At 70.5% G+C, this 23,263-nt stretch carries 19 protein-coding genes and 1 pseudogene; 10 read left to right on the forward strand and 10 right to left on the reverse strand.

Annotated elements, in window-relative coordinates:
- Positions 1-105: 105 nt before the first annotated feature.
- Positions 106-561, forward strand: coding sequence for a VOC family protein (locus AC1RTC_RS15630; protein ID WP_493157277.1), 456 nt, complete (start codon positions 106-108; stop codon positions 559-561).
- A gap of 8 nt (positions 562-569) precedes the next feature.
- Here AC1RTC_RS15630 and AC1RTC_RS15635 read toward each other — a convergent pair whose 3' ends face one another.
- Entirely contained in the window at positions 570-881 is a 312-nt protein-coding gene (locus tag AC1RTC_RS15635; RefSeq protein WP_493157279.1) for an MGMT family protein, read from the reverse strand.
- Positions 874-1,332, reverse strand: coding sequence for a GNAT family N-acetyltransferase (locus AC1RTC_RS15640; protein WP_493157281.1), 459 nt, complete (start codon positions 1,330-1,332; stop codon positions 874-876). Before AC1RTC_RS15640 ends, AC1RTC_RS15635 begins: the two co-directional genes overlap by 8 nt.
- Before the next feature lie 94 nt (positions 1,333-1,426).
- On the opposite strand from AC1RTC_RS15640, the gene AC1RTC_RS15645 reads away from it, so the two are divergent.
- The gene (locus AC1RTC_RS15645; RefSeq protein ID WP_493157283.1) at positions 1,427-2,641 is read left to right on the forward strand and encodes an NADP-dependent isocitrate dehydrogenase; all 1,215 of its coding nucleotides are present in this window, start codon (positions 1,427-1,429) and stop codon (positions 2,639-2,641) included.
- 93 nt (positions 2,642-2,734) lie between these two features.
- Here the strand turns inward: AC1RTC_RS15645 and AC1RTC_RS15650 are convergent, their stop codons facing one another.
- The 5 genes from AC1RTC_RS15650 to AC1RTC_RS15670 form a co-directional block, all read right to left on the reverse strand.
- Positions 2,735-3,148: an Hsp20/alpha crystallin family protein gene (locus AC1RTC_RS15650; protein WP_493157285.1), complete on the reverse strand. Its 414-nt coding sequence runs from the start codon at positions 3,146-3,148 to the stop codon at positions 2,735-2,737.
- A 156-nt stretch (positions 3,149-3,304) separates the two neighbouring features.
- Positions 3,305-3,895 carry a YdeI/OmpD-associated family protein gene (locus AC1RTC_RS15655; protein ID WP_493157287.1) on the reverse strand — a complete coding sequence of 197 codons (591 nt, stop codon included), beginning with the start codon at positions 3,893-3,895 and terminating at the stop codon, positions 3,305-3,307.
- Between the two features lie 339 nt (positions 3,896-4,234).
- Positions 4,235-5,758: an FAD-dependent oxidoreductase gene (locus AC1RTC_RS15660; protein WP_493157289.1), complete on the reverse strand. Its 1,524-nt coding sequence runs from the start codon at positions 5,756-5,758 to the stop codon at positions 4,235-4,237.
- The gene (locus tag AC1RTC_RS15665) at positions 5,755-6,630 is read right to left on the reverse strand and encodes an FAD:protein FMN transferase (protein WP_493157331.1); all 876 of its coding nucleotides are present in this window, start codon (positions 6,628-6,630) and stop codon (positions 5,755-5,757) included. The genes AC1RTC_RS15660 and AC1RTC_RS15665 overlap by 4 nt, the downstream gene beginning before the upstream one ends.
- A complete protein-coding gene (locus AC1RTC_RS15670; protein ID WP_493157291.1) occupies positions 6,620-7,081 on the reverse strand; it encodes an FMN-binding protein in 462 nt (153 codons plus the stop codon). Before AC1RTC_RS15670 ends, AC1RTC_RS15665 begins: the two co-directional genes overlap by 11 nt.
- A 196-nt stretch (positions 7,082-7,277) precedes the next feature.
- Here AC1RTC_RS15670 and AC1RTC_RS15675 point away from each other — a divergent pair, with 196 nt between their 5' ends.
- The 7 genes from AC1RTC_RS15675 (at position 7,278) to AC1RTC_RS15705 (ending at position 17,201) form a co-directional block, all read left to right on the forward strand.
- On the forward strand, positions 7,278-10,868 hold the full coding sequence (locus AC1RTC_RS15675) for a S8 family serine peptidase (protein WP_493157293.1): 3,591 nt from the start codon (positions 7,278-7,280) through the stop codon (positions 10,866-10,868).
- Between the two features lie 294 nt (positions 10,869-11,162).
- On the forward strand, positions 11,163-12,296 hold the full coding sequence (locus tag AC1RTC_RS15680; RefSeq protein ID WP_493157295.1) for an ROK family transcriptional regulator: 1,134 nt from the start codon (positions 11,163-11,165) through the stop codon (positions 12,294-12,296).
- 56 nt (positions 12,297-12,352) lie between these two features.
- Positions 12,353-13,648, forward strand: coding sequence for an extracellular solute-binding protein (locus tag AC1RTC_RS15685; RefSeq protein WP_493157297.1), 1,296 nt, complete (start codon positions 12,353-12,355; stop codon positions 13,646-13,648).
- Between the two features lie 118 nt (positions 13,649-13,766).
- Entirely contained in the window at positions 13,767-14,672 is a 906-nt protein-coding gene (locus AC1RTC_RS15690; protein ID WP_493157299.1) for a carbohydrate ABC transporter permease, read from the forward strand.
- Positions 14,669-15,508 carry a carbohydrate ABC transporter permease gene (locus tag AC1RTC_RS15695; RefSeq protein WP_493157300.1) on the forward strand — a complete coding sequence of 280 codons (840 nt, stop codon included), beginning with the start codon at positions 14,669-14,671 and terminating at the stop codon, positions 15,506-15,508. The genes AC1RTC_RS15690 and AC1RTC_RS15695 overlap by 4 nt, the downstream gene beginning before the upstream one ends.
- Positions 15,505-16,431: an ROK family protein gene (locus AC1RTC_RS15700; protein ID WP_493157302.1), complete on the forward strand. Its 927-nt coding sequence runs from the start codon at positions 15,505-15,507 to the stop codon at positions 16,429-16,431. The genes AC1RTC_RS15695 and AC1RTC_RS15700 overlap by 4 nt, the downstream gene beginning before the upstream one ends.
- Positions 16,431-17,201, forward strand: coding sequence for a glucosamine-6-phosphate deaminase (locus AC1RTC_RS15705; protein ID WP_493157303.1), 771 nt, complete (start codon positions 16,431-16,433; stop codon positions 17,199-17,201). Before AC1RTC_RS15700 ends, AC1RTC_RS15705 begins: the two co-directional genes overlap by 1 nt.
- 375 nt (positions 17,202-17,576) lie before the next feature.
- Here the strand turns inward: AC1RTC_RS15705 and AC1RTC_RS15710 are convergent.
- Together AC1RTC_RS15710 and nagA are read right to left on the reverse strand one after the other, a co-directional pair.
- Positions 17,577-18,584 (reverse strand): annotated as a pseudogene (locus AC1RTC_RS15710) (glycoside hydrolase family 5 protein); the annotation flags it as partial.
- Between the two features lie 515 nt (positions 18,585-19,099).
- Entirely contained in the window at positions 19,100-20,233 is a 1,134-nt protein-coding gene (gene nagA / locus AC1RTC_RS15715) for an N-acetylglucosamine-6-phosphate deacetylase (RefSeq protein WP_493157304.1), read from the reverse strand.
- Between the two features lie 41 nt (positions 20,234-20,274).
- Between nagA and AC1RTC_RS15720 the strand changes: the two genes are divergently transcribed.
- On the forward strand, positions 20,275-20,997 hold the full coding sequence (locus AC1RTC_RS15720; RefSeq protein WP_493157306.1) for a copper homeostasis protein CutC: 723 nt from the start codon (positions 20,275-20,277) through the stop codon (positions 20,995-20,997).
- Here AC1RTC_RS15720 and AC1RTC_RS15725 read toward each other — a convergent pair.
- A complete protein-coding gene (locus tag AC1RTC_RS15725; RefSeq protein WP_493157308.1) occupies positions 20,986-23,229 on the reverse strand; it encodes a choice-of-anchor Q domain-containing protein in 2,244 nt (747 codons plus the stop codon). The two genes, AC1RTC_RS15720 and AC1RTC_RS15725, sit on opposite strands and share 12 nt — an antisense overlap.
- Positions 23,230-23,263: the final 34 nt, after the last annotated feature.

Raw genomic sequence — 23,263 nt, forward strand, 5'->3', positions numbered from 1 at the left:
CACGCCCACCCCGTCGAACTGCGCTCTCGGGAGCGGGATCCGGCGGGCCGGTCTAGGGTGAGGGAGGGTCTCGCTCGAGCGCGCGCTCGACGAAGGGAGCACGACATGACGACCATCACCCCGTTCCTCTGGTTCGACGACGGCGCGGAGGAGGCGATCGCGCTCTACACCTCGCTCTTCCCCGACGCGCGCGTGATCGAGGAGAACCGCAACGCCGAGGGCAAGTTGTTCTACGCGACCTTCGAGGTCGCCGGCCAGCGCATCATGGCGCTCAATGGCGGGCCGCTCTTCCGCTTCACCGAGGTGATCTCGCTGTTCGTGTCGGTCAAGGACCAAGCCGAGGTCGACAAGTACTGGGATGCGCTCATCGCCAACGGCGGCGAGGAGTCGCAGTGCGGCTGGCTCAAGGACAGGTGGGGGCTGTCGTGGCAGATCGTGCCCGAGGCGCTCATGCGCTACCAGGCGGACCCGGACCGCGAGAAGGCCAACCGCGTCACGCAGGCGATGCTGAAGATGCGCAAGATCATCGTCGCCGACCTGGACGCCGCCGCTGCGGGCTGAGTAGCGCGCTACGGGCGGTGCCGCGCGACCGTGAGGTCGACGCGGTAGACGCCGTCGCGGCTCCACTTGAGCGGCGTGCCCTCGGCGCGGTAGTACTCGAGCGCGCGCGTCTCATGGTCGATCGGGGGATGCCCGCTCGCGCGCACCACGCGCCACCACGGCTGGTCCGACCCGTAGTGCGACATGACGGTGCCCACGGCGCGCGCCGCACGGGACCCGATCGCCGCGGCCACGTCGCTGTACGCCATGGCGCTCCCGGGCGGGATGGAGCCGACCACCTCGAGCACTGCCGAGATGAAGTCGTCCGGGGGCTTACGCACTGAGCGCGAGTGCGCCGATGTTCTCGCCGTACTGGGTCTCGCCCACGATGGTGAAGCCGACACGGAGGAAGAACTGCTCAGGGCCCTCCTCGCCGGGCTCCCAGATGGCGGTCAGGCGCTCGAAGCCGCGGCTGCGGGCCTCGTCGGCGAGCGCCCACACGGCGAACTTGCCCACACCCGTGCCCTGGGCATCCGACGACACGGTCACCCGCCAGACGCAGCTGCGGAACTCGGGCTGCACGGCCTCCGGATCGAAGTTGCCGCGGATGAACCCGACCACCGTGTCGCCCTCGAGCACCACCCGCGGCCAGGAGGTGGCCGGGTTGATGAAGCTGTCGGCGATCGCGTAGGACGGGGGAGTGACGAACTGCTCCTGCCCGCGGCGGAGCGTGAGATTGTTGGCCGCGACGATGGTCTTCGCGGAGAGTTCTTCCAGTCGCAGTTCAGCCATGCAGAAAGAGTAACAGCACCGCAAAGTATCTTGATGTCGAGATACTTCCACGAGCGAGTATGCTGTTCACGGCCCAAAAGACTAAGGAGTTCAGTTGTCCAAGATCAAGGTAGAAGGCACCGTCGTCGAGCTCGACGGCGACGAGATGACCCGCATCATCTGGCAGAAGATCAAGGACACCCTGATCCACCCGTACCTCGACATCAACCTCGAGTACTACGACCTCGGCATCGAGCACCGGGATGCCACGGACGACCAGGTCACTATCGACGCCGCCCACGCCATCCAGAAGCACGGCGTCGGCGTCAAGTGCGCGACGATCACGCCCGACGAGGCGCGCGTCGAGGAGTTCGGCCTCAAGAAGATGTGGAAGAGCCCGAACGGCACGATCCGCAACATCCTCGGCGGCGTGATCTTCCGCGAGCCCATCATCATCTCGAACATCCCGCGCCTGGTTCCGGGATGGAACAAGCCGATCATCATCGGCCGCCACGCGTTCGGCGACCAGTACCGCGCCACCGACTTCGTCTTCAAGGGTGCGGGAAAGCTCACCGTGCAGTTCACGCCGGACGACGGCTCCGAGCCGCTCAAGTTCGACGTCTACGACGCGCCCGACGACGGCATCGCGCAGGTGCAGTACAACCAGGACGCCTCGATCCGCGACTTCGCGCGCGCCTCGCTCAACTACGGCCTGTCGCGCAACTACCCCGTGTACCTCTCCACGAAGAACACGATCCTGAAGGCCTACGACGGCCGCTTCAAGGACATCTTCCAGGAGATCTTCGACACCGAGTTCAAGGACCAGTTCGAGGCCGCGGGCCTCACCTACGAGCACCGCCTCATCGACGACATGGTCGCCTCGGCCATGAAGTGGGAGGGGGGCTACGTCTGGGCGTGCAAGAACTACGACGGCGACGTGCAGTCCGACACCGTGGCCCAGGGCTTCGGCTCGCTCGGCCTCATGACGTCGGTGCTCTCCGTCCCGGACGGCACGGTCGTCGAGGCGGAGGCAGCGCACGGCACGGTCACGCGGCACTACCGCCAGCACCAGGCCGGCAAGCCCACGTCCACGAACCCGATCGCGTCGATCTACGCGTGGACCCGCGGCCTCTCGCACCGGGCGAAGCTCGACAACAACCCCGAGCTCGCCACCTTCGCGGAGACCCTCGAGGACGTCGTCATCAAGTCGGTCGAGGCCGGCCACATGACCAAGGACCTCGCGCTGCTCGTCGGGCCGGACCAGAAGTGGGAGACCACCGAGGAGTTCCTCGACACCCTCGACAAGAACCTCGCAGCGCGGCTCGCGTAACCACGCTGGTTGAGTAGGCCGCCCGCGGCCGTATCGAAACCGCACGACAAAGGCCCGAGACGGATGTCTCGGGCCTTCGTCTTTGGGGGGAGCTTACTCCGCGGCGACCTCAGGCGCAGCGGCGGCACCGGCCACGACGACCTTGCGCGGCTTGGCCTTCTCGGCGACCGGAAGGCTCACGGTCAGCACGCCGTCGGCGTAGTCCGCGGCGATGTTCTCGGTGTCGATTCCCTCGCCGAGGCGGAGCTTGCGCACGACGGCGCCGCTCTGCCGCTCGCGGGTGATCCAGGTCGCGCCCTCGATGGAGGGGGCGGTCCGCTGGGCGCGCACGGTCAGGATGCGGCCGTCGACACCAACGTCGATGGAGCCCGCGTCGACCCCGGGGAGGTCGACGGAGAGCACGACGCTGTCCTCGGTGCGGTAGAGGTCGACTGCCGCGAGGCGGGTCGAGGTGGGGGTGAAGGCGACGCGGCGAGCGTCGCGGAAGGGGGCGTATGCGACAGTCATGATTACTCCAGCAATAGTCTGAAACTTGAGCCGGTATGACTCAACTATTGAAGTGTAAGCAGCGCGCCGGCCGAATATGCCTCCGTTCGCCGTAGGCGAAGAGGCGGGTTGAGTAGGCCGCCCGCGGGCGGGTCGAAACCGGTTCTGATGTGCGCGCTACTGCCCCCGCCGCTGCGGGTAGATCGTGATGCCGTTGGCGAGATCTTCCACGTATCCGGCGATCTTGCGCTCCCGAGTCTCCGCACGCTTCACGCTGCCGACGCGGAACAGGATGGCGAACCGGTTCTGCGAGCTCAGCTTCTCGAAGAACTGGGCGGCGGCGGGGTTCGCGTCGAGGGCGGCGCGCAGGTCATCCGGAACCGGGTGGTCTTTCTGGCGGTACGCGGCATCCCACCGCCCGTCTGCTTTCGCCCTGTCGATCTCGAGCTGCCCGGCCGGGCGCATGCGGCCCTGGGCGATGAGGGCCTCGACGAACTCGCGGTTCACCTGCGACCAGGTGCTGCGCGCGCGGCGCGGGCTGTACGCCTGCAGGAAGTAGTCGTCGTCGAGGCCGTTGCGCTGGCCGTCGATCCAGCCGAAGCAGAGCGCGACCTGCAGGGCGTCTGCGACGAGGATGCCCGGCTTCGTCGACGTGATCTTGCGAACCCGCAGTCGCACGCCGTCGGGATGCGTCTCGCCCTCGAGGTACCGCTCCCACTCGTCGATGGTGTCGAACTCGAGGATGGGCTTGTCGTTCACCGCGGCCATGAGCAGAGAGTACCGGCAGCCGCCGACGCGCCACCCAGGCCGTGCCGGGAGCCCCCGACGCCCAGGCCGCGCGCGCCCCGGCCGCGGTACCGGCAGCCCCCGACGCCCCGGCCGCCGCCGCCCAGGCCGCGGTACCGGGCAGGCCCCAACGCCCCGGCCGTGCGGAGGATGGCGCGCCGGCGGAACGGGTAGCGACGGGCAGAGCGCGGCGCGCCATCCTCCGTAACTAGAGGCGGGGTGGCGGGGTGGCGGGGTGGCGGGGTCGCGGGTGGCGGGGAGCGGCGTGGCGGGGCCGCGGCGGCGCGCCGGCGAGCCGGCGGCCGGGCGGCGAGGACGGGCTCAGTACCCCGAGAAGTAGTCGGAGTGCACCCGGCGCGCCCCCTGCGAGTGCAGCGCCTTGCGGAGGTCGGTCACGAGCGCGGGCGGTCCCGACACGAAAGCACGGCGGCGCGCGGCATCCGGGACCGATGAGGCCAGGCGCTCGCCGGTCACACGGCCCTCGCCGCCGTACTGCCAGCCCGCGGGCAGGTGCTCGGGGGAGGGCCCGAAGAGCACGACGCGGGCTCCCGACTTCTCGAGCAGCTCGGCGTACGGCAGCGGTCCGGGCGCGCTCGTCGCGTACACGACGACGACGTCGCGCTTGTCGCCGCGCTCCGTCGCGTGCGCGAGCTGCGAGGCGAACGGGGTGATGCCGATGCCGCCGGCGACGAGCAGGAGCGGCTCGGAGGCATCCTTGGGCAGGGCGAAGTCTCCGCCCACGCCGGTGCCGCGCACGACCGCGCCGGGCTCGAGGTCGAGGAGCGCCTGCTTGAAGCTGCTCGACTTCGAGGGCACCGTGATCGCGAAGGTGATGGGCCCGTCGTCGGTGGGCGCCGACGAGATGCTGAAGTAGCGCCTGCTGCCGCGGAAGTCGGCCTTGCGGTGGGGGATGGTGAGCTCCATGTACTGCCCGGGGAGGAAGCGCACAGGCCGGGCGGGCTGGAACGACAGCTCCCACGTGGTCGCGCCGAGCTGCCGCTTGCCGAGATAGTCCAGCCGGATGCCCCGCCGCTGCCCGAAGAAGAAGGCGAGCAGGTTGCCCACCAGCAGGGCGAACAGGGGGCTGTTCGACACCGGCCCGATCGGCAGCGGCACCGCGAACAGGAAGGCGACCACCACCGCCTCCACCAGCTGCTGCCAGCGGCGCGGCGGCAGGGTGAGCGGCTCGCTGAACATGAAGCCGGCGAAGAACAGGATGGGCGACTGCAGCAGCACCTGCTGGATGGCGGCGCCGGGCTCCTGCCCGCCCGTGACGGCGACGGCCGACGCGAAGAGGGCCGCGAGCACGACGAACGCGACACCCACGATGAGCCGCTGCGTGCGGTACAGCACGAGGAACGCGCCGATGACGATGATCGGCTGCAGCAGGGGGGTGCCGACCCACCAGGCGCCGAAGCTCATCCCGATGAACGTGGTGAAGACGATGAGCGTCGGGACGATCGCACCGAGCGCCGCCGGGTTGAAGACGTGCCGGCCGCGCACCGCGAGCAGGTACTTCGAGGCCCCGGCGACGGTCCCCGCGAGCGCGATGCCCGCGAGCCCGAGCAGGTCGAGCTTCGGCTGCATGACGAAGAACACCAGGAGCCCGGTGATGAACGAAGAGACGAGGTGCGGCGTGACGCGCGCGATCCTCGCCGCGAGCCATCCGGAGGCGTTCGTGAAGACGAGCGCCACGAGGGCGGAGACGACGAGCGCGACCGGGTCGTACGCGAGCTGGCCGAGCAGCGACAGCACGAGGGCGTTCACGCCGACCGCGATGAGGACGTACAGCACGAGCTTGTACATCGTGAGGAGCCCGGTCACCCGGTCGAGCCAGCGCTTCATGTGAACAACTCTCCGTCGAATTCTGGCGAGGACTCTACTCGCCCGGTCGCGAACATCCGCACATACGCGAATCGGAACTGGGAGGCGATCCGCCCGGGGTCGCCGAAGAACAGGGCGGTCGCGATGCCGTCGGCCTCGAGCGCGGTCTCCGCGATGGCCCAGGTCGCGATCACGTCCCGGGTCGGGAGCCCGGTCGTCGCGTCGATCACGTGGTGCAGGCCGTTGCCCCACGCGCGGCGGTTCGTCGCCGAGGAGCAGATCGCGCCCTCGCCCACGTTCGCGATGCCGATGGCCTTGGTGGTGTCGAGCGGGTGCTCGAGTGCGACACGCATGGTCGAAGGGCCGTGGTGCAGGATGTCGCCGCTGCCGTCCACGATGAACTCCGCGTGGCCCGCCGCACGGAGCAGCCCGCCCACGATGTCGACCAGGTAGCCCTTGCCCGCGGCGCCCACGTCGAGGACTACCGGGCGCAGGGTGGTGAGGGCGGCGCCGTCCCACGCGATCGCGTCCGCCCACGCGGGAACGGGGGCAGGGGCGGCCGAGGCGCGCAACGAGTAGTTGCGGTCGTAGCCGAGCGCCTCGAGGGTGCCGCCGACGAGGGGGCTGACCGCGGCATCCGTCGCCTCATAGAGCCTGCGGTAGAGCTCGAACAGGGCTGGCGCATCGTCGGGGAAGGGGTGCACCCCCGGCGTGGTCGCGATCCGCGAGACGAGGGAGTCGTCGCGGAACCGCGACCACGTACGGTCGAAGACCTCGATGCGGGCCATGATGGCGCGCTCGAGGTCCGCCGAGACGGGCTCGGCGGTGTCGATCTGCCACGTCGTCCCGATCGCCTCGAAGCCGAGGCTGTGGGGGCGGTCGCTAGGCGGCAGCGTCGGCCTTGATGAGGTCGACGGCGGCGTTGAAGCCTCCGCTCGTGAGCGAGGACCCGCCCACCTTGTCGACCTGGATCTCGTCGATGTTCTTGCCGACGACGACGCCCGCGATGCCGTTGGCGAACTCGCCCTGGTGCAGCTTGGCCTGCGGGTCGGTGGCGTGGCCCTCGACCTGCACGGCGGTGATGACGTTGTCGGCGAGGGTGAGGGTGACGTCCACGGTCTCGGTGCCGCTCGGCGCCTGGTAGTCGGCGCTCTCGGTGTAGGTGCCGTCCTTGTAGCTGCCGGTGGTCGTCGTGCCCCCGGTGCTACCCGAGCTGGAGCCAGAGCCCGAGCCGGAGTCGGCGGGTGTGTTGGCGGCGGGGGTGGAGCAGCCCGCGAGCGCGCCGACGAGCGCGATGCCCCCGAGCAGTGCGACGGCGGTCTTGTTCTTGTCCAGTGAACGCATGGATCTCCCTGCTCGAATAACGGTTGTCACGACAAGCATGTCGTACCGATTGCGATTTTCCTTGAGGTCGGCTGAGCATCTGCCGCACGAAAGATTTTCGTTCTACCCCCTATCGGGGGTCATTTCGGGTTATGGTCGAAAGTGCGCAGGCCCGAACTGCTTCCCAGCAATCCCCTTTCACGAGAAGGAATCATCTGTGAGCAATCCCCGCGGGCGCACCATGCTGCGCCGTTCTTTCACGTCCATCCTTGCGCTCGCCGCTGGGGCTTCCGTCGTCGCGACCGGGCTCATCGCAGCCCCGGCCATGGCGGCCACGACCCCAGCATTCGCCGGCGGCGGCCAGACGAGCTTCGAGCCCGGGCGGTACATCGTCACCCTGGTCGACGACTCGGTCGCGACCTACGACGGCGGCATCCCCGGGTACCCCGGCACCCAGCCCGACGAGGGCGACCAGCTGAATGCGCGCACCGCGCCCTCGCTCGACTACAGCGACTATCTGACAGACAAGCAGAACGAGGTGGCGGATGCCGCGGGCGTCGCCATCGACGTCTCGTACACGCTCGCGCTCAACGCCTTCTCCGCGGAGTTGAGCTCGGCGCAGGCGTCGCAGCTCCTCGCGAACAAGGACGTGCTCGCCGTCACGCCCGACGAGCTCAAGCACATCACCGCAGTCCCCTCCACCTCGTTCCTGGGCCTCGACGGCCCGGGCGGGGTGTGGGAGTCGATCGGCGGCGCCGACCAGGCCGGGGACGGCGTAGTCCTCGGCGTGCTCGACACGGGCATCTCGCCCGAGAACCCCGCGTTCGCCGGCGACCCGCTGGCCGACTCGTCGAACCCCTCGACCGATGGCGACACCATCACGTTCGAGAAGAGCGACGGCGGCGTCTTCCACGGCATCTGCGAGACGGGCGAGCAGTTCACGGCCGACGACTGCTCGACGAAGATCATCGGGGCGCGCTACTACCTCGACGGCTTCGGCGCGGGCAACATCGGCGACGCCTCCACCGGCACGGGCGAGTTCGTCTCCCCGCGCGACGGCGACGGGCACGGATCGCACACCTCGAGCACGGCCGCGGGCAACGTTGCGACCCCGGCCTCCGTGGGCGGCATCGACTTCGGCACCATCACGGGAGTCGCCCCGGCGGCGAAGATCGCGGTCTACAAGGTCTGCTGGTCCGGCCCCGACCCCACCGTCCTCACCGACGACGGCTGCAGCACCACCGACCTCCTCTCCGGCATCAACCAGGCCGTCGAGGACGGCGTCGACGTGATCAACTACTCGATCGGCGGCGGCGCGGCCCAGACCACGTACTCGGCGACGGATGACGCGTTCCTCGGTGCGGCTTCGGCCGGCATCTTCGTGGCGGCCTCGGCGGGCAACGACGGCCCGGGAGCCTCCACCCTGGACAACGCCTCGCCGTGGATCACCACGGTGGCCGCGGCCACGATCCCCAGCTACGAGGCGACCGCCACACTCGGCGACGGGCAGGCGTTTGCGGGGGCATCCATCACCGTCAACATGGACCCGGACGCGGAGCCGCTCACCGGCCCGCTCGTGAACTCGACAGCGGTCGCCGTGGAGGGCGCCGACGCCGCGCTGTGCGCGCCGGACTCGCTCACCGAGGAGGCCGCCGGCAAGATCATCGTGTGCGAGCGCGGCGTCTACGACCGCGTCGCCAAGTCCGCGGAGGTCGCCCGCGTGGGCGGCATCGGGATGATCCTCGTCAACGTCACCCCGGGCTCGATCGACACCGACTTCCACTCGGTGCCGACCGTGCACCTCGACTCGACGTACCACGACGCGGTTGTCGCGTACGCGGCCACCGAGGGTGCGACGGCGACCTTCACCACCGGCAACTCGACGAGCTACTCGCCGCCGAACCCGCAGGTCGCCGGCTTCTCGTCGCGCGGCCCGGTGCTCGCGGACGGCAGCGACCTGCTCAAGCCCGACATCGCGGCGCCCGGCGTCTCGATCCTCGCGGCGGGCCCCAACCAGGAGTCCACCGACCCGACCTTCGAGTTCCTCAGCGGAACCTCGATGGCTGCCCCGCACATCGCGGGCCTCGCGGCCCTCTACCTCGGCGAGCGCCCCAACGCGACCCCGGCGGAGATCAAGTCGGCCATGATGACCACCGCCTATGACACTCTGGATGCCGACGGCAACGCGGTCACGGACCCGTTCGCCCAGGGCGCCGGCCACGTCGACCCGACGCGGTTCTTCGAGCCGGGACTGCTCTACCTCAACGGCAAGCTCGACTGGTACGCGTACCTGCAGGGGCTGGGCTACGACGCGGGCGTGGAGCCGATCGACGCGAGCAACCTCAACCTCGCCTCGATCTCCGTCGGCGCCCTCACGGCTCCGGAGACCGTCACGCGCACCGTGACCTCGACGCAGGCGGGCACGTTCGACGCCTCCATCCAGGGGCTCGGCGGCATCGACGCGACGGTGGAGCCGGCGCAGCTCACGTTCGGCGCGGCGGGGGAGTCGCAGACGTTCAGCGTGACGTTCTCGCGCACCGACGCAGCGCTCGACGAGTTCGCCACCGGCTCGCTCACCTGGACCTCGGGCGACACCACGGTCCGCAGCCCGATCGCGGTGCAGCCCGTCACGATCGTGGCGCCCGGCTCCGTGGAGGGCGAGGGCGTGACCGGCTCGGTGTCGGTCGAGGTGACGCCGGGCGGCGACGGGGAGATCCCGCTTGCCACCTCCGGCCTCTCGCTCGGCGCGCTCCTGCCCGACCCCACGGGGACGGAGACGGAGCACAGCGGATCCGGCACGACCGGCGACGGCGCGCAGTACACGGTGACCGTCCCGGAGGGTGCCGAGTTCGCGAGGTTCGACCTCGATGCGCTCGACGACACCACCGACCTCGACCTGACCGTCTACCTGCTCGACGCCGACGGCAACCCCGCGGCGGGCTGGCAGTCGGCGACGGGCTCGGCCGATGAGCGCGTCGACCTGCAGCTCCCCGACCCGGGCACCTACCTCATGCTCGTCGACGTGTTCAGCGCGCCTGACGGTGTGGTGTGGGATGCCACGGCCACCTCGGTCGCGCCCGGCGGAGCCCCGCTCGCGCTCGACCCGGCAGTGCTCGCGGGCACGCAGGGAGTGCCGGTCAGCTACACGGCCTCGTGGGCGGACCTGGAGCCGCACAGCACCTACCTCGGCCTCGTCAACTACGGCGACACGGGTGAGGCGACAGTCGTGCAGGTGACCACGGGCGAGGACGTCGAGCCGGGAACGCCGGTCAACACCAGCCCGCCCGTCATCTCGGGCACGCCGGAGGTGGGCAAGAAGCTCACCGCCTCGCCCGGGGAGTGGGACACCGAGGGGCTGTCGTTCGCCTACCAGTGGCAGGCGGACGGGGTCGACATCGCGGGTGCGACGTCCGCCACCTACAAGGTGCGCTCGGCGGACCAGGGCAAGGCGCTCACCGTCGTCGTGACGGCGACGAAGGCCGACCTGCCCCCGGGCACGGCGACCTCGGAGTCCGTGACCGTCAAGTACGCGGCATCCGTGTCGCTGTCACTCAGCCGCCATGTGTACTTCTCCTGGCAGTCGTCGACGGCGACCGTGAAGGTCGACAGTGCTGCGGATGCCCCGCCCACCGGCACCGTGGTCGTGAGCGTCAACGGCAAGAAGGTGACGGGCACCCTGGTGAACGGCACCGTCAAGCTCGAGCTGCCGAAGCTCCGCGGCGGGATCTACGCCGTGACCGCGACGTACTCCGGTGACGCGACCACGACGGGCAAGTCGGCACAGAAGGTCATCTGGGTCGTGTTCTAGGCCCGGACGCTGGACAACTGCCCGGGTCGCCCGCCGCGACCCGGGCAGTTCTGCGTCTGCGTGCCGCCGCGCCCGCCGCCCGCCCGCCCCGCGCCGCCCCCTTCCCGCCCATGCGGAGGTTTCGACACGCGGCTGCCCCCGCGGCGACCGCGTGGTGTCGAAACCTCCGCATGGGCTGGGCTGGGCTGGGCTGGGCGTTGCGCGCGGCGCGGCGGCGCCGGCCGCGTGTAACGGCCACGTAAATATCGCCTCCGGGGCTTGCAGTTAATTTGTTCGTAAGCTTTACTAACAAACATGTCAACGGGCTTCACCACCGGACGGGCGCTCCGCCCCACCACGAAAGTGCTGCCCGAGCACGCCCGCGGGCACAACCGCTCGCTCGTTCTGCAGACCCTCTACCGCGCCGGCCAGCAGAGTCGGGCGGACATCGCCCGCGAGACCGGCCTCACCCGCGTCACGGTGTCGGACCTCGTGGCGGAGCTGATCGCCGAGGGCCTCGTGATCGAGACCGGCCAGCGCGAGGACGCCCGCCCCGGCAAGCCGGCGACCCTGCTCGACCTCGACCGCAACGCGTTCCAGATCATCGGCATCGACCTCAGCGAGTACGCGATCTTCCGCGGCGCGGTCCTCGACCTCGACGGCCAGATCCTGCACCGCGCCGAGCTGCCCCTCGCGGGGGCGACGGGTCCGGATGCCACGGCGCTCGTCATCCGCCTCGCCGAGTCGCTCATCGCCCAGGCCGCCCTGCCCATCCTCGGGCTCGGCGTCGGATCCCCCGGTGTCGTCGACCTCGCGGGCGTCGTGCTCTCCGCCCCCAACCTCGGCTGGGTCGGTGAGGACCTGCAGGGCATCCTCGCCCTCCGCTTCGGCATCCCGGTCGTCGTGGCCAACGACGCGAACGCCGCCGCGCTCGCCGAGCACAGCTTCGGCGACGCGGACAGCGACATGATGCTCATCAAGGTCGGCCACGGTGTCGGTGCCGGCCTGCTGCTCGACGGCACGCCGCTCTTCGGCAGCCGCTTCGCCGCGGGCGAGATCGGCCACGTGGTGGTCGGTACCGACGGCGGGCTCGAGTGCGTGTGCGGCAAGCACGGCTGCCTCGAGACCTGGCTGGCCACCCCCCGTCTCGAGAAGGCCATCGCGGCCTCGCCGGAGTCGCGGGACGAGATTCTCACGGAAGCAGGGCAGCGCCTCGGCATCGCCCTGGCTCCCGTGGTCGGAGCGCTCAACCTCGCCGAGGTCGTGCTGAGCGGGCCGACGACACTGCTTGATGGTCCGCTTGCCCAAGCGACCATCGAGACACTCCGCAGCAGGACGATGGCCGAGTTCCACGGCGATCTCACGCTGAGGATGACGACGCTCGGCGAGGACATCGTCATGCGCGGCGCAGCCGTCATGGTCCTCTCCGCGCAACTCGGGGTCTCCTAGCCCCCGCACCACCCCTGCAAGTACCCCTGCTCCACTCAACGAAGAAGGAAGACACAATGAAGCGAAAGATCGGACTGGTTGCAGCTGCAACCGCCGCACTCGTCGTTCTCGCCGGGTGCTCCACGCCGGCCCCGCCTGCCGAGGAATCGGCCGACGGCCAGAACATCACCCTGTGGCTCATGGGCGGTGACACCCCGGATGCGCTGCGCGACTACCTTAAGACCGAGTACGCAGACGCAACCGGGGGCACCCTTACCATTGAGCAGCAGGACTGGGCCGATGCCCTTTCGAAGCTGACCACAGCGCTGCCTGATGCCGAGAATACCCCCGACGTGACCGAGATCGGCAACACGTGGTCGCCGACGTTCACGAGCGTCGGTGCGTTCTCCGACGTCAGCGACATGTACGACGAGCTGGGCGGCGACAAGCTGCTCCAGTCGTTCGTGGAGGTCGGCGCGGTCGACGGCGCCAACTACGCCCTGCCGTACTACTTCGGCTCGCGCTACATCTTCTTCCGCAAGGACATCTGGGCCGCTGCCGGCCTGGAGGTCCCGACCACCCTCGCCGAGTTCAACGAGGACGCGGCGAAGCTGAAGACGGCCACGCAGTCCGGCTTCTACATCGGCGGCGAGGACTGGCGCAACGGCGTCTCGTGGATCTTCGCCAACGGCGGAGACCTCGCGAAGAAGGACGGCGACACCTGGAAGTCGTCCCTCTCCGACGCGAAGACGATCGAGGGCCTCACGCAGCTCCAGAAGCTGTACACGGACGCGTCGCTCGCCCCGGTCACCGAGGCTGACAGCACCCCGTGGGTCAACATCAACAACAACGCCGCAACGGGTGCCCCCGAGGCCGCGACGATCATCGCTCCCGGATGGGCGCACTGGTCGATCGGCGACCTCACGCCCGACCCCAAGGACAGCACGAAGACCGTCGCGACGTGGAACGACGCGACCTTCGGCAACTTCGTCCTTCCGGGCGTCGACGGCGGCGCTGCCCCCGTCTTCGCCGGCGGCTCCAACATCGCGATCTCGGCGGCCAGCAAGAACCAGGCCGGCGCTCGCGAGCTGATGAAGATCATCTTCTCGGAGGAGTACCAGAACATGCTCGGCGCGAACGGCCTCGGCCCGGCGAACACGGACTACACCGCGTCGCTCGGTGACGACCAGTTCGCGACGGCGCTCGCGGAGTCCGCCAAGGACTCCAAGCTCACCCCCGCCGCACCCGGCTGGGCTGCAGTTGAGGGCTCGGGCCTGCTCGAGGAGTTCTTCGGCAAGGTCAACGGCGGTGGGGACATCAAGGCCCTCGCCAAGGAGTACGACGCCAAGATCGACGCACTGATCAACGGCTAGTCACCCCGCTGGTTGAGTAGGCCGCCTGCGGCCGTATCGAAACCCTGTGCCAGCACGGTCTCGGTACGGCCCTGGCGGGCCTGCTCAACCCACCCTGCTCACGAAAGGAGGAACAAGCATGTCCATCGCCACTACTCGCCGCGGCATCCGCGCCCCGCATGTCCTGATCCTCCCCGCGATCGTGATCCTCGTGCTCGGCATGGGCTACCCGCTCATCTGGCAGGTCGTCACGTCGTTCCAGAAGTACGGACTGCAGCAGCAGTTCGGCAAGCCAGCGCCGTTCGTATGGTTCGAGAACTACGTCAAGCTCGCCACCGACCCGCAGCTGTGGCTCGTGGTCGGCAAGTCGCTCGCCTTCTGCCTCATCACTGCCGCCGTGACCCTCGCGATCGGCACCCTGCTCGCCCTGCTCATGGCCGCCGTCACCAAGACCGCCCGCCTCGTGCTGCAGATCGCCCTCCTGCTCGCCTGGTCGATGCCCGTCGTCTCCGCGATGACGGTGTGGATCTGGCTGTTCGACCGCCGCCGCGGCGCCATCAACTACCTGCTCGACATGATCCCCGGCGTGGATATGAACAGGTTCGACTGGCTCTCCACGCCCCTGAGCTTCCTGCTCGTGGCATCCATCATCGTCGTCTGGATGAGCGTGCCGTTCGTCGCCTTCTCGATCTACGCGGGGCTCACCCAGGTCTCCGACGAGGTCATGGAGGCGGCCCAGCTGGACGGCGCCAACGGATGGCAGCGCTTCTGGGGGATCATCCTCCCCATGATCCGCCCGGTCATCTCGATCGTGCTGCTCCTGCAGCTCATCTGGGACCTGCGCGTCTTCACTCAGATCAAGCTGCTGCAGGACGCGGGCTCCAAGTCGGGCGACTACGACCTGCTCGGCACCTACATCTACAAGCTCGGCACGAGCGCGCAGGACTTCGGGATGGCCTCGGCCGTGTCGATCCTCGTGCTCGGCATCACCATCGCCCTGAGCTGGTTCTACATCCGCAGCCTGCTGAAGGAGGACGAGGCATGAGACGCCTGCGCCTGCCGAAGGTGCTGCTCAGCATCCTCGCCATCATCATCGCGATCCTCTGGGCGTTCCCGGTCTACTGGATGGTCAGCTCGTCGTTCATCCCGACGGCGATCCTGCAGTCGTTCATCCCCACGTTCTTCCCGGTCAACGGCACCCTGAGCAACTTCACGGGCGCGGTCGCCGACGGCTCGTTCTTCAGTGCGCTCGGGATGAGCGTCGCCGTGACCCTCACGGTCGTGGTGTTCTGCCTGCTCTTCGCCTTCCTCGCCGCGGTGGCGATCAGCCGCTTCCGGTTCCGCGGGCGCCGCAGCTTCCTCATCGCCGTGCTCATCGTGCAGATGCTCCCGGCCGAGGGACTGTTCATCGCACAGTACAAAATGGTCGCGAGCGTGCACCTGCTCGACAGCGTCATCGGCGTGAGCGTCATCTACATCGCCGCGGTGGTGCCCTTCACGATCTGGATGCTGCGCGGCTTCGTCGCCGGCGTCCCCGCCGACCTCGAGGAGGCGGCGATGGTCGACGGCCTCAGCCGGTTCGGGGCCTTCATGCGCATCACGTTCCCGCTGCTCGCACCGGGGCTCGTGGCATCCGGTGTCTACGCGTTCCTGCAGGCCTGGAACGAGTTCACCGTCGCCCTCGTCCTGCTGCCCTCGGAGGCGGCGCAGACCCTGCCGCTCTGGCTGCGCGGGTTCGTGCAGGCCTCGGCCACACGCGAGACCGACTGGGGCCAGGTCATGGCCGCGTCCACCCTCGTCGCGGTGCCGGTCATCATCTTCTTCCTCATCGTCCAGGGCCGGCTCACGTCGGGCCTGGTGAGCGGAGCGGTGAAGGGATGACCCTCCTCAGCACCGGCACGCTCCGCGTGGGGCTCGACATCGGCGGCACGAAGACCGACGCCGTCGCGGTCGCGTCCTCGGGCGAGATCGTCCAGCAGGTCAGGATGCCGACGGGCTTCGGCCCGGATGCCGTACTCGAGACCGCGGTCGCCGCCGTCACCCGCCTCGCCGAGCTGACGGGCACCGCGATCACCGAGTTCACCTCGATCGGCATCGGGATCCCCGGGGCGGTCGACAACGGGACCGGCCGGGTCACCCACGCGGTGAACCTCGGGCTCGAGGGCCTCGAGCTGGGCGCCGAGCTCACTCGACGGCTGGGGCGCCCCGTGCGCATCGACAACGACGTGAACGCCGCTGCGCTCGGCGCGTTCCACCTGCTCGAGAAGCACGAGCACCTCTCGATGGCGTACCTGAACCTCGGCACGGGCCTCGCGGCCGGCATCATCATCGACGGCAGCGTGTGGCGCGGCTCGCGCGGCACGGCGGGGGAGATCGGGCACATCCCGGTCGACCCGAACGGCCCCGAGTGCCCGTGCGGCCAGCGCGGCTGCCTCGAGATGCTCGCCTCCGGCTCTGCCATCGCGCGCCAGTGGCCCACCGACGACCCCAAGCCCGCGCGGGCCCTGTTCGCCGCGGCCGCCGCGGGCGACCGCAACGCGCTCGACGTCAAGCAGCGCTTCGTCGAGAACGTCGCAGCCGCGGTCCGCCTGCTGGTGCTGACCGTGGACGTCGACAGCGTCGTGATCGGCGGCGGCCTCTCGTCGCTCGGCCGCGTGCTGCTCGACGACGTGCGCGCCGTGCTCGCCTCGTGGGAGGCGGCCTCGCCGTTCCTCGCCTCGACGGGGCTGAGCGACCGCGTGGCCATCGTTCCCGTCGAGTTCCCCGCGGCCGCCGTCGGTGCCGCGCTGGTGGGGGTGGCCTGATGGCGGAGGTGGTCATCGTCGAGTCGGCGGATGCCGCGGGCGAGGTGGCAGCGGACGCGATCGAGCACCTCGTCCGGCGCAACCCGGCGGCGGTGCTGGGGCTCGCGACCGGATCCACGCCCCTGACGACCTGGCGCGCACTCGCCTCGCGCGGCCTCGACCTCTCGCGCGTGCGCGGGTTCGCGCTCGACGAGTACGTGGGGCTGCCGCCGGGGCATCCCGAGAGCTATCGGTCTGTCATCACCCGCGAGGTCGTCGAGCCCCTGGGGCTGACCCCGTCGCTCGTGCGCGTTCCGGCGGACAGCGGCCCTATCGAGACCGCGGGCGCGGACTACGAGGCCGCGATCGAGGAGGCCGGCGGGGTCGACCTGCAGATCCTCGGGATCGGCCGGACCGGGCACATCGGCTTCAACGAGCCGGGGTCATCGTTCGCCTCGCTGACGCGCGTCAAGACCCTGACCGAGCAGACACGACGCGACAACGCGCGATTCTTCGCCTCGCCCGAGGACGTGCCGCAGCACTGCATCACCCAGGGGCTCGGCACCATCCTGCGCGCCCGGCACCTCGTGCTGCTCGCGTTCGGCGAGAGCAAGGCGGAGGCGCTCGCCGGCGCAGTCGAGGGCCCGCTCACGGCTTCGCTCCCCGGGTCGGCTGTCCAGCTGCACCCCCGCGTCACGGTGATCGTCGACGAGGCCGCCGCCTCCCGGCTCGTCCACGCCGACTACTACCGGTACGCCTGGGCTCACCGGCTGGACTGGGAGCGGCTGTAGCGCCTTCCCGGTCGAGGTGGACGGCGGGATCGTGCCGCTGCCGAGGTAGCGTGCCGTGACCACTCCCGATGCGCCTATCGAGAGGAACGTGACGGTGCCCCGCGAGAGCGTGCGGGTTCCCAGCAGTGCGCCGTCGAGGTAGAGCTCGACGGTGCCGGGCGGGTCGGGCATCCCGTTGACCGTCACGGTCACCGCCGTGGAGAACGTGCCGTGCGGGAGGGTCGTCACCGTGATCGAGGTCGAGGAGCGCGGCTGGAGGGCGGCCAGGTGCGCGTGGTACGCCGTGCCGTTCGGGGCCTTCGGTGAGAAGTCGGAGTTGATGAGGGCGTAGATGCTGTTGCCCGGGTCCTCCGCGTACGACACGTCCCACCACGCCCACGGCATGTAGCCGATGCCGTGCGCGTCGGCCCAGGTCATGAACCCCTCCATGTATCCGGCGCTCGTGGTGCTGGAGTCCTGGCCGAACTCGGTGGCGACCACCGGCACGACAGCGGCGACGGGGGCGATCTGGCTGTTCCAGCAGGAGAGGGTGTCGCAGCCCTGCCCGACGTAGTTGTGCCAGCTTGCGACGAGCTGGTCGTCCGCGGGGCGGTGGGCGAGCCATCCGGTCAGATCGTTGCTGTAATTCAGGCCGCCGAGCCAGACCGGCTGGGATGCCCCCGCCGCCCGAACCGCCGCGACGAGCGCCGACATTCCGGTAACGGTATATGTCGCACCGGTGAGCGCCTGGGTGTCGTCGACGGCGGGGGCCGAGCACCCGCCGGACTGCCAGCAGTCCCACGTCAGCTGGAACGCCCACGAGTGCGTCGCGTCGTTCCAGCGGGAGTACGGCTCGTTGAAGAGGTCGAACATCACGGACGGGCTGTTCTTGAACGTTCCCGCCACGCTCGACCAGAACGTCACGGACTGCGCGTCGGCCATCGCGCGCTGACCTCGCGCGGCGACGCCCGCGGGAGCCGACCAGTGCAGGTCGAGCAGCACCGCCACGCCGGCGGCGGTGAGCTGGGCGGCCCAGGCCTGCACGGCCGCCCGGTAGCCGGCGGCGGTCCCGTAGCTCATGCCGGCCAGACCGAGCCAGCAGCTCTGGTTGAGCGGGAGGCGGACGACGTTGATGCCCCAGCCCGCGATCGCGGCGGCCTCGGCGGGGGAGTAGGACCCCGAGTATCCCCAGCCCTGCACGCACGCGTACTCGAACCCGGGCCAGTTCGCGCCGTGCGGGGTGAACACCTGCCCGGTGGCCTGGTCGATGAGCTGGTTGCCGACGACGACCGGCGTGGGCGCGGGGGTCGCGGCGGCGGCGGGCGCCGGGAGCAGCACGGCGGCGAGCACCACGCCCACGATCACGGCCAGTACGCGCACGGAACACCCCCAGGGTTGCACCATACCGACCTGTCTACCCGGGCGCTAGGCCCCGATCGGGGCCCTGGCGCGTGCCGCCCGCACGCCCGCCCGCCCGCCCGGTACGCCCGCCGCCTGGTACGCCCGCCGCCCGCCGCCTGCCCCCCCACGCGCCCGGTACGCCCGCCCGCCTGCCCTCCCCCTCCCCTCCCCTCCCCTCCCTCCCCCCCCCACGCGCCCGGTACGAAATGCAGGAGTTGCTGGCTCGCGGACGGTTGTCAAGCGCTCAACACAGCAGTGAGGCGCCGAATCTCCTGCATTTCGTTCCGGGCGGGCGGGCTGGCGTTCCGGGCGGCGGGCGTACCGGGCGGGCGTACCGGGCGGGCGGGCGTACCGGGCGTGGGTGGCGGGCGCGTCGGTGCGGCGAGCGGCGGCGGCAGGCGGCCGGGTCTAGGGCGGGCGCTCCGCGAGTTGCCTCGATATGCACTTCCCGTGCCCCACGAAGTGCACTTTGCGGCAACTCGCGGGTCGAGGGGCCCGCGCAACGGGGCCGCGCAGCGCTACAGCCGCGACCCGTCCGCCCAGACGCCCGTCACGTGCCACGCGTGGTCGAGCAGCACGGCGTCGGCGGCGAAGCCGGGGGCGAGGAGCCCGTGGCGGTGGTCGAGGCCGAGCGCGCGGGCGGGAGTGAGGGTGAGCGCCTCGACGGCTGCGGCCGGCGCGATGCCGGCGTCGCGCATGGCGATGCGCAGCGCGCGGTCCTGGGTGAGGGTCGAGCCCGCGATCGTGGTGGTGCCGCGCAGCATCGCCAGCCCGTCGCGCACGGCGACGTTGAGCGAGCCGAGCGTGTAGTCGCCGTCCTCCGAGCCCGCGGCGGCCATCGCGTCGGTCACGAGGGCGATGCGGCCGGGCGCGGCCCCGAACGCGAGATGGGCGACACCGGGATGCACGTGCTTGCCGTCCAGGATCAGCTCGAGCGTCACCCGCTCGTCGTCGAACGCGGCGATCACGGGGCCGGGAGCGCGGTGGTGGATGCCCGGCATCGCGTTGAACGCGTGGGTGAGGATCCTCGCCCCGAGGTCGAAGGCCCGCTTCGCGAGCGCGTCATCGGCCATCGTGTGCCCGATCCCCACCGCGACCCCGGCCTCGACGAGCACGTTCATCGCCTCGAAGGCGTTCGGCAGCTCGGGCGCGATCGTGATCTGGCGCAGGCTGCCGCGCGACGCCTCGAGCAGGGTGTCCACGGCAGCGGGGGACGGCTCGAGCAGGTAGGCGGGGCTGTGGGCGCCCCGGTTCTCGGGGGCGAGGAACGGCCCCTCGAGGTGGGCGCCGAGGATGAGCGGATCGGAGGCGGAGAGGTCGGCGATCACGCCGAGGCTCCGCTCGAGGCTGTCGAGCGGGTTGGCGACGAGGCTGATGACCGACCGCGTCGTGCCGTGCGCACGGTGGGTGGCGACGGCGGCGAGCAGCTCGTCCGCGCCGTCGTCGTAGGCGTGGCCGCCGCCCCCGTGGCCGTGCATGTCGAGGAAGCCCGGGGTGAGCCACTGCCCGGCGACGTCGACGTGCGCGTCGGCATCCGGACGCTCGTGCCCGCTGCCCGTGGAGCGGATCGTGCCGCCGACGACGAGCATCCAGAAGTCGTCGACCTGGCCGTGGGCGTCGAGCTTTCGCGCGGAGTGGAAGAGGGTGGTCACGGGAACAACCCTAGGCGGCAGCCCGCGCTAGCGTGGGCAGGATGAAGCTGGAAATCGCCGTGCAGGATGTCGCGGGAACCACGTTCGCGGCCCGGGCCGGAGTCGACCGCGTCGAACTGTGCTCAGCTCTCGCGCTGGGCGGCCTCACGCCCTCGGCGGGGTTGCTCGAGCTGGCGCTGGAGGCGGCCGGAGACCTCCCCGTGCACGTGCTCGTGCGCCCCCGCCCGGGCGACTTCGGCTACAGCGAGGACGAAGTGCGCGTGATGGTCGCCGACGTGCGGCGCGCGGTCGCCGCCGGCGCCGCGGGAGTGGTCGTCGGTGCGCTGCGGGGCGGTGCCGTCGACGCGGCGGCGCTCGAGCGGCTCGTCGACGCTGCAGCCGGCACGGAGGTGACGTTCCACCGCGCCGTCGATCTGCTCGCCGACCCGGTGGCGGGCGTCGCCGAGCTGGCGGCCGCCGGAGTGCGCCGGATCCTCACCTCGGGCGGGGCATCCCGCGCCGTCGACGGGATGCCCGCCCTGCGCGCCCTCGTCGAGGCCGCCGACGGCCGGATCGAGGTCATGGCGGGAGGCGGCGTGACCGTCGAGTCGATCGCGGACCTCGCCGCGACCGGGGTGGACGCGGTGCACCTGTCGGCGAAGCGGGTCCGCAGCACGCCGGGCGGGTTCTCGATCGGCTCCGGCACGGCCGAGGGGTCGATGGAGTGGGACGAGACAGATCCGTCGCTCGTGGCGCGGGCTCGCGCCGCGGTATCAGGCGAGTGAGCGCAGCCGCGAGAACGCGACCATCGCGAGCCCGCTGAACAGCAGCAGGAACGCGATGAGCGGCGGGCCGGGGGTGAGCTCCGTGCCCGTGTTCGCGAGCGCGGGCTGCCACTCGACCGCGCCGAGGTCGACGACCTGGTACACGCGGGCCTGGCCGCGCTGGTCGAGGAGCCCCGCACCGGTGAAGGCGGGGTTGCCGGCGTTGTAGGCGGGGGAGCCGGGGGCGATGAGCATCGTCTTCGTGGTGCCGCCGTTGTTGGCGAGGGGCCCGAGCTTCGGGTCGGCCCCGACGATGTTGCCCGTGCCGGAGGTGATCGCGCCGCCGTCGCTCTCGACGAGGCTCCAGCGGGAGGTGAGGGTCGCGCCGAAGAGGGCGAGGTCGAGGGCGCCGTTGTCCGCGAGGATCGCGTGGTCGAGCACGACCTCCCCGAGGCTGATCGCCAGCAGGCCGCCGGAGATGCCGCCCGTATTGCCCGCCACCGTCGAGTGCGAGACCTGGACGCTGCCGTCGTCGAACGCCGCGGCGAACACGATGGCGCCCACCGCAGCTCCGTCGTTGCCCGACAGCGTCGACTCGGTGAGGAGCAGGATGCCCGTGTCCGGGTTGTTGTCGGTGTTCTTGTCGGCGTAGATGCCGGCGCCCAGGACGGCGGTGTTGTTCGAGATGGTGGACCTGTCGAACGTGATGGCCGGGACGACCCCGGAGCCGCCGGTCTTCCACGACCAGTTGTCGACGTAGACGCCGCCCCCGTTGCCGCTCGTGGTGTGGTTGTCGTCGATCGTGGTCCGCAGCACTGTGGAGCCGCCGGTCTCGCCCACCGCCGCCGTGAGGGTGTCGTGACCGAGCTCGTAGAAGTAGATGCCCGCGCCGTCGTTGTCAGCCTCGTTGCCCGTGACCTGGCTGTCGGTGAGGGTGAAGCGGCCGTTGGCGCCGTTCACGCCCGCGATGAACAGCCCGCCGCCCACCGCCGTGCTGCCGCAGCCGCACCCGCCCGTGACGGTGTTGCCGGACACGGTCGACGAGGTGATGTCGAGGGTGCTGTCGCTATCGAGGAGGGCTGCGATGCCGCCGCCCGCCCCCGCGACGTTGTTCGTGGCCGTGGTGGTGTCGACGGTGATCGTCGAGCTCGACTCGCCGTAGAGCAGCAGCCCTCCGCCGAGGTCGGCGCGCCCGTTGTCGTCGAACGTCGACCCGCTGACCGCGATCGTGCTGGCGACCGAGCTCGCTCCGGCGCCGCCGTCGGCGTTGCGCGAGGCGGAGGACCCGGTGAGGAGCAGCGTGCCGCCGCCCAGCACGTCGAACCCGAAGCCGCCGCCGGCGGGGGAGTCGTCGGCGGTCGAGTCGGTCACGGCGATCGTGGCGCTGTTGGCCTGCCCCACGACGTTGCCCGGCACGTTCGCGCTCGCGGTGACCCGGTTAACCTCGACCTGTGCCCCGTTGTTCGAGTTGAGCTGCACGCCGACGTCGGAGTTCCCCGCGGCCGTCGAGTCGTGCAGCACCGCGGAGGTGCCCGTCCCCGAGGAGGCCAGCTGGAACCCGTACTGGCCGTTGTCCGAGGAGTCGGACGAGCCGATATCGATGGATGCCCCTCCGCTCGCGTCGGCGAACACTCCGGTGAACGTGCTCGAGTCGACCTGCAGCCCGGTGGCCGAGATCGTGCTGGCGTCGCTCGCCGAGAGCGAGAGCCCGTTGGCGTTACCGGTGGCGACGATGTCAGCCAGGGTCGCGGTGTGCGAGACGCCGCTCTGGTAGAGCATCCCGCTGCCGCCGTTGTCCGTCAGCAGCAGGTCGGAGGCGTCGAGGTCGACGCACACGAATTCGATGCCGCTCGACACGAAGGCATCGACGGTGAGGCCGCTGATCGTGACGCTCGTGACCGGGTCGGTGCAGCCGTCAGCGGCGAGGCCCGTGATCGTCGTGCCCGAGTTGTGGATGGTGAGCGACGCCGAGCCCGGCCCCGTGATCGTCGTCGACTCGCTGATCGAGGGGAGCGGATCGGTGTCGGGGATGTCGATGGTCCACGGTGCGGCGCCCGGGAGCGCGAAGGTGATCTCGCTGCCCGGTGCGGCGTTGGCGTCGAGGATCGCCTGCTGCAGGGTGCCCGGTCCGCTGAAGCCCGGGTCGGTGACCGTGATCGTGGCCGCTGCCGCGGGAGACGCCACCGCGAGCGCCCCGCCCAGCCCGAGCGCGAGAACGCCGAGGGCAGCGGCGACGCGGGGCAGAACGGTCACGGGCTTGTCCGAGCTGTGGGGGAAGGGGTAGCTC

Source organism: Rhodoglobus sp. GW821-FHT12B09 (assembly GCF_058809925.1).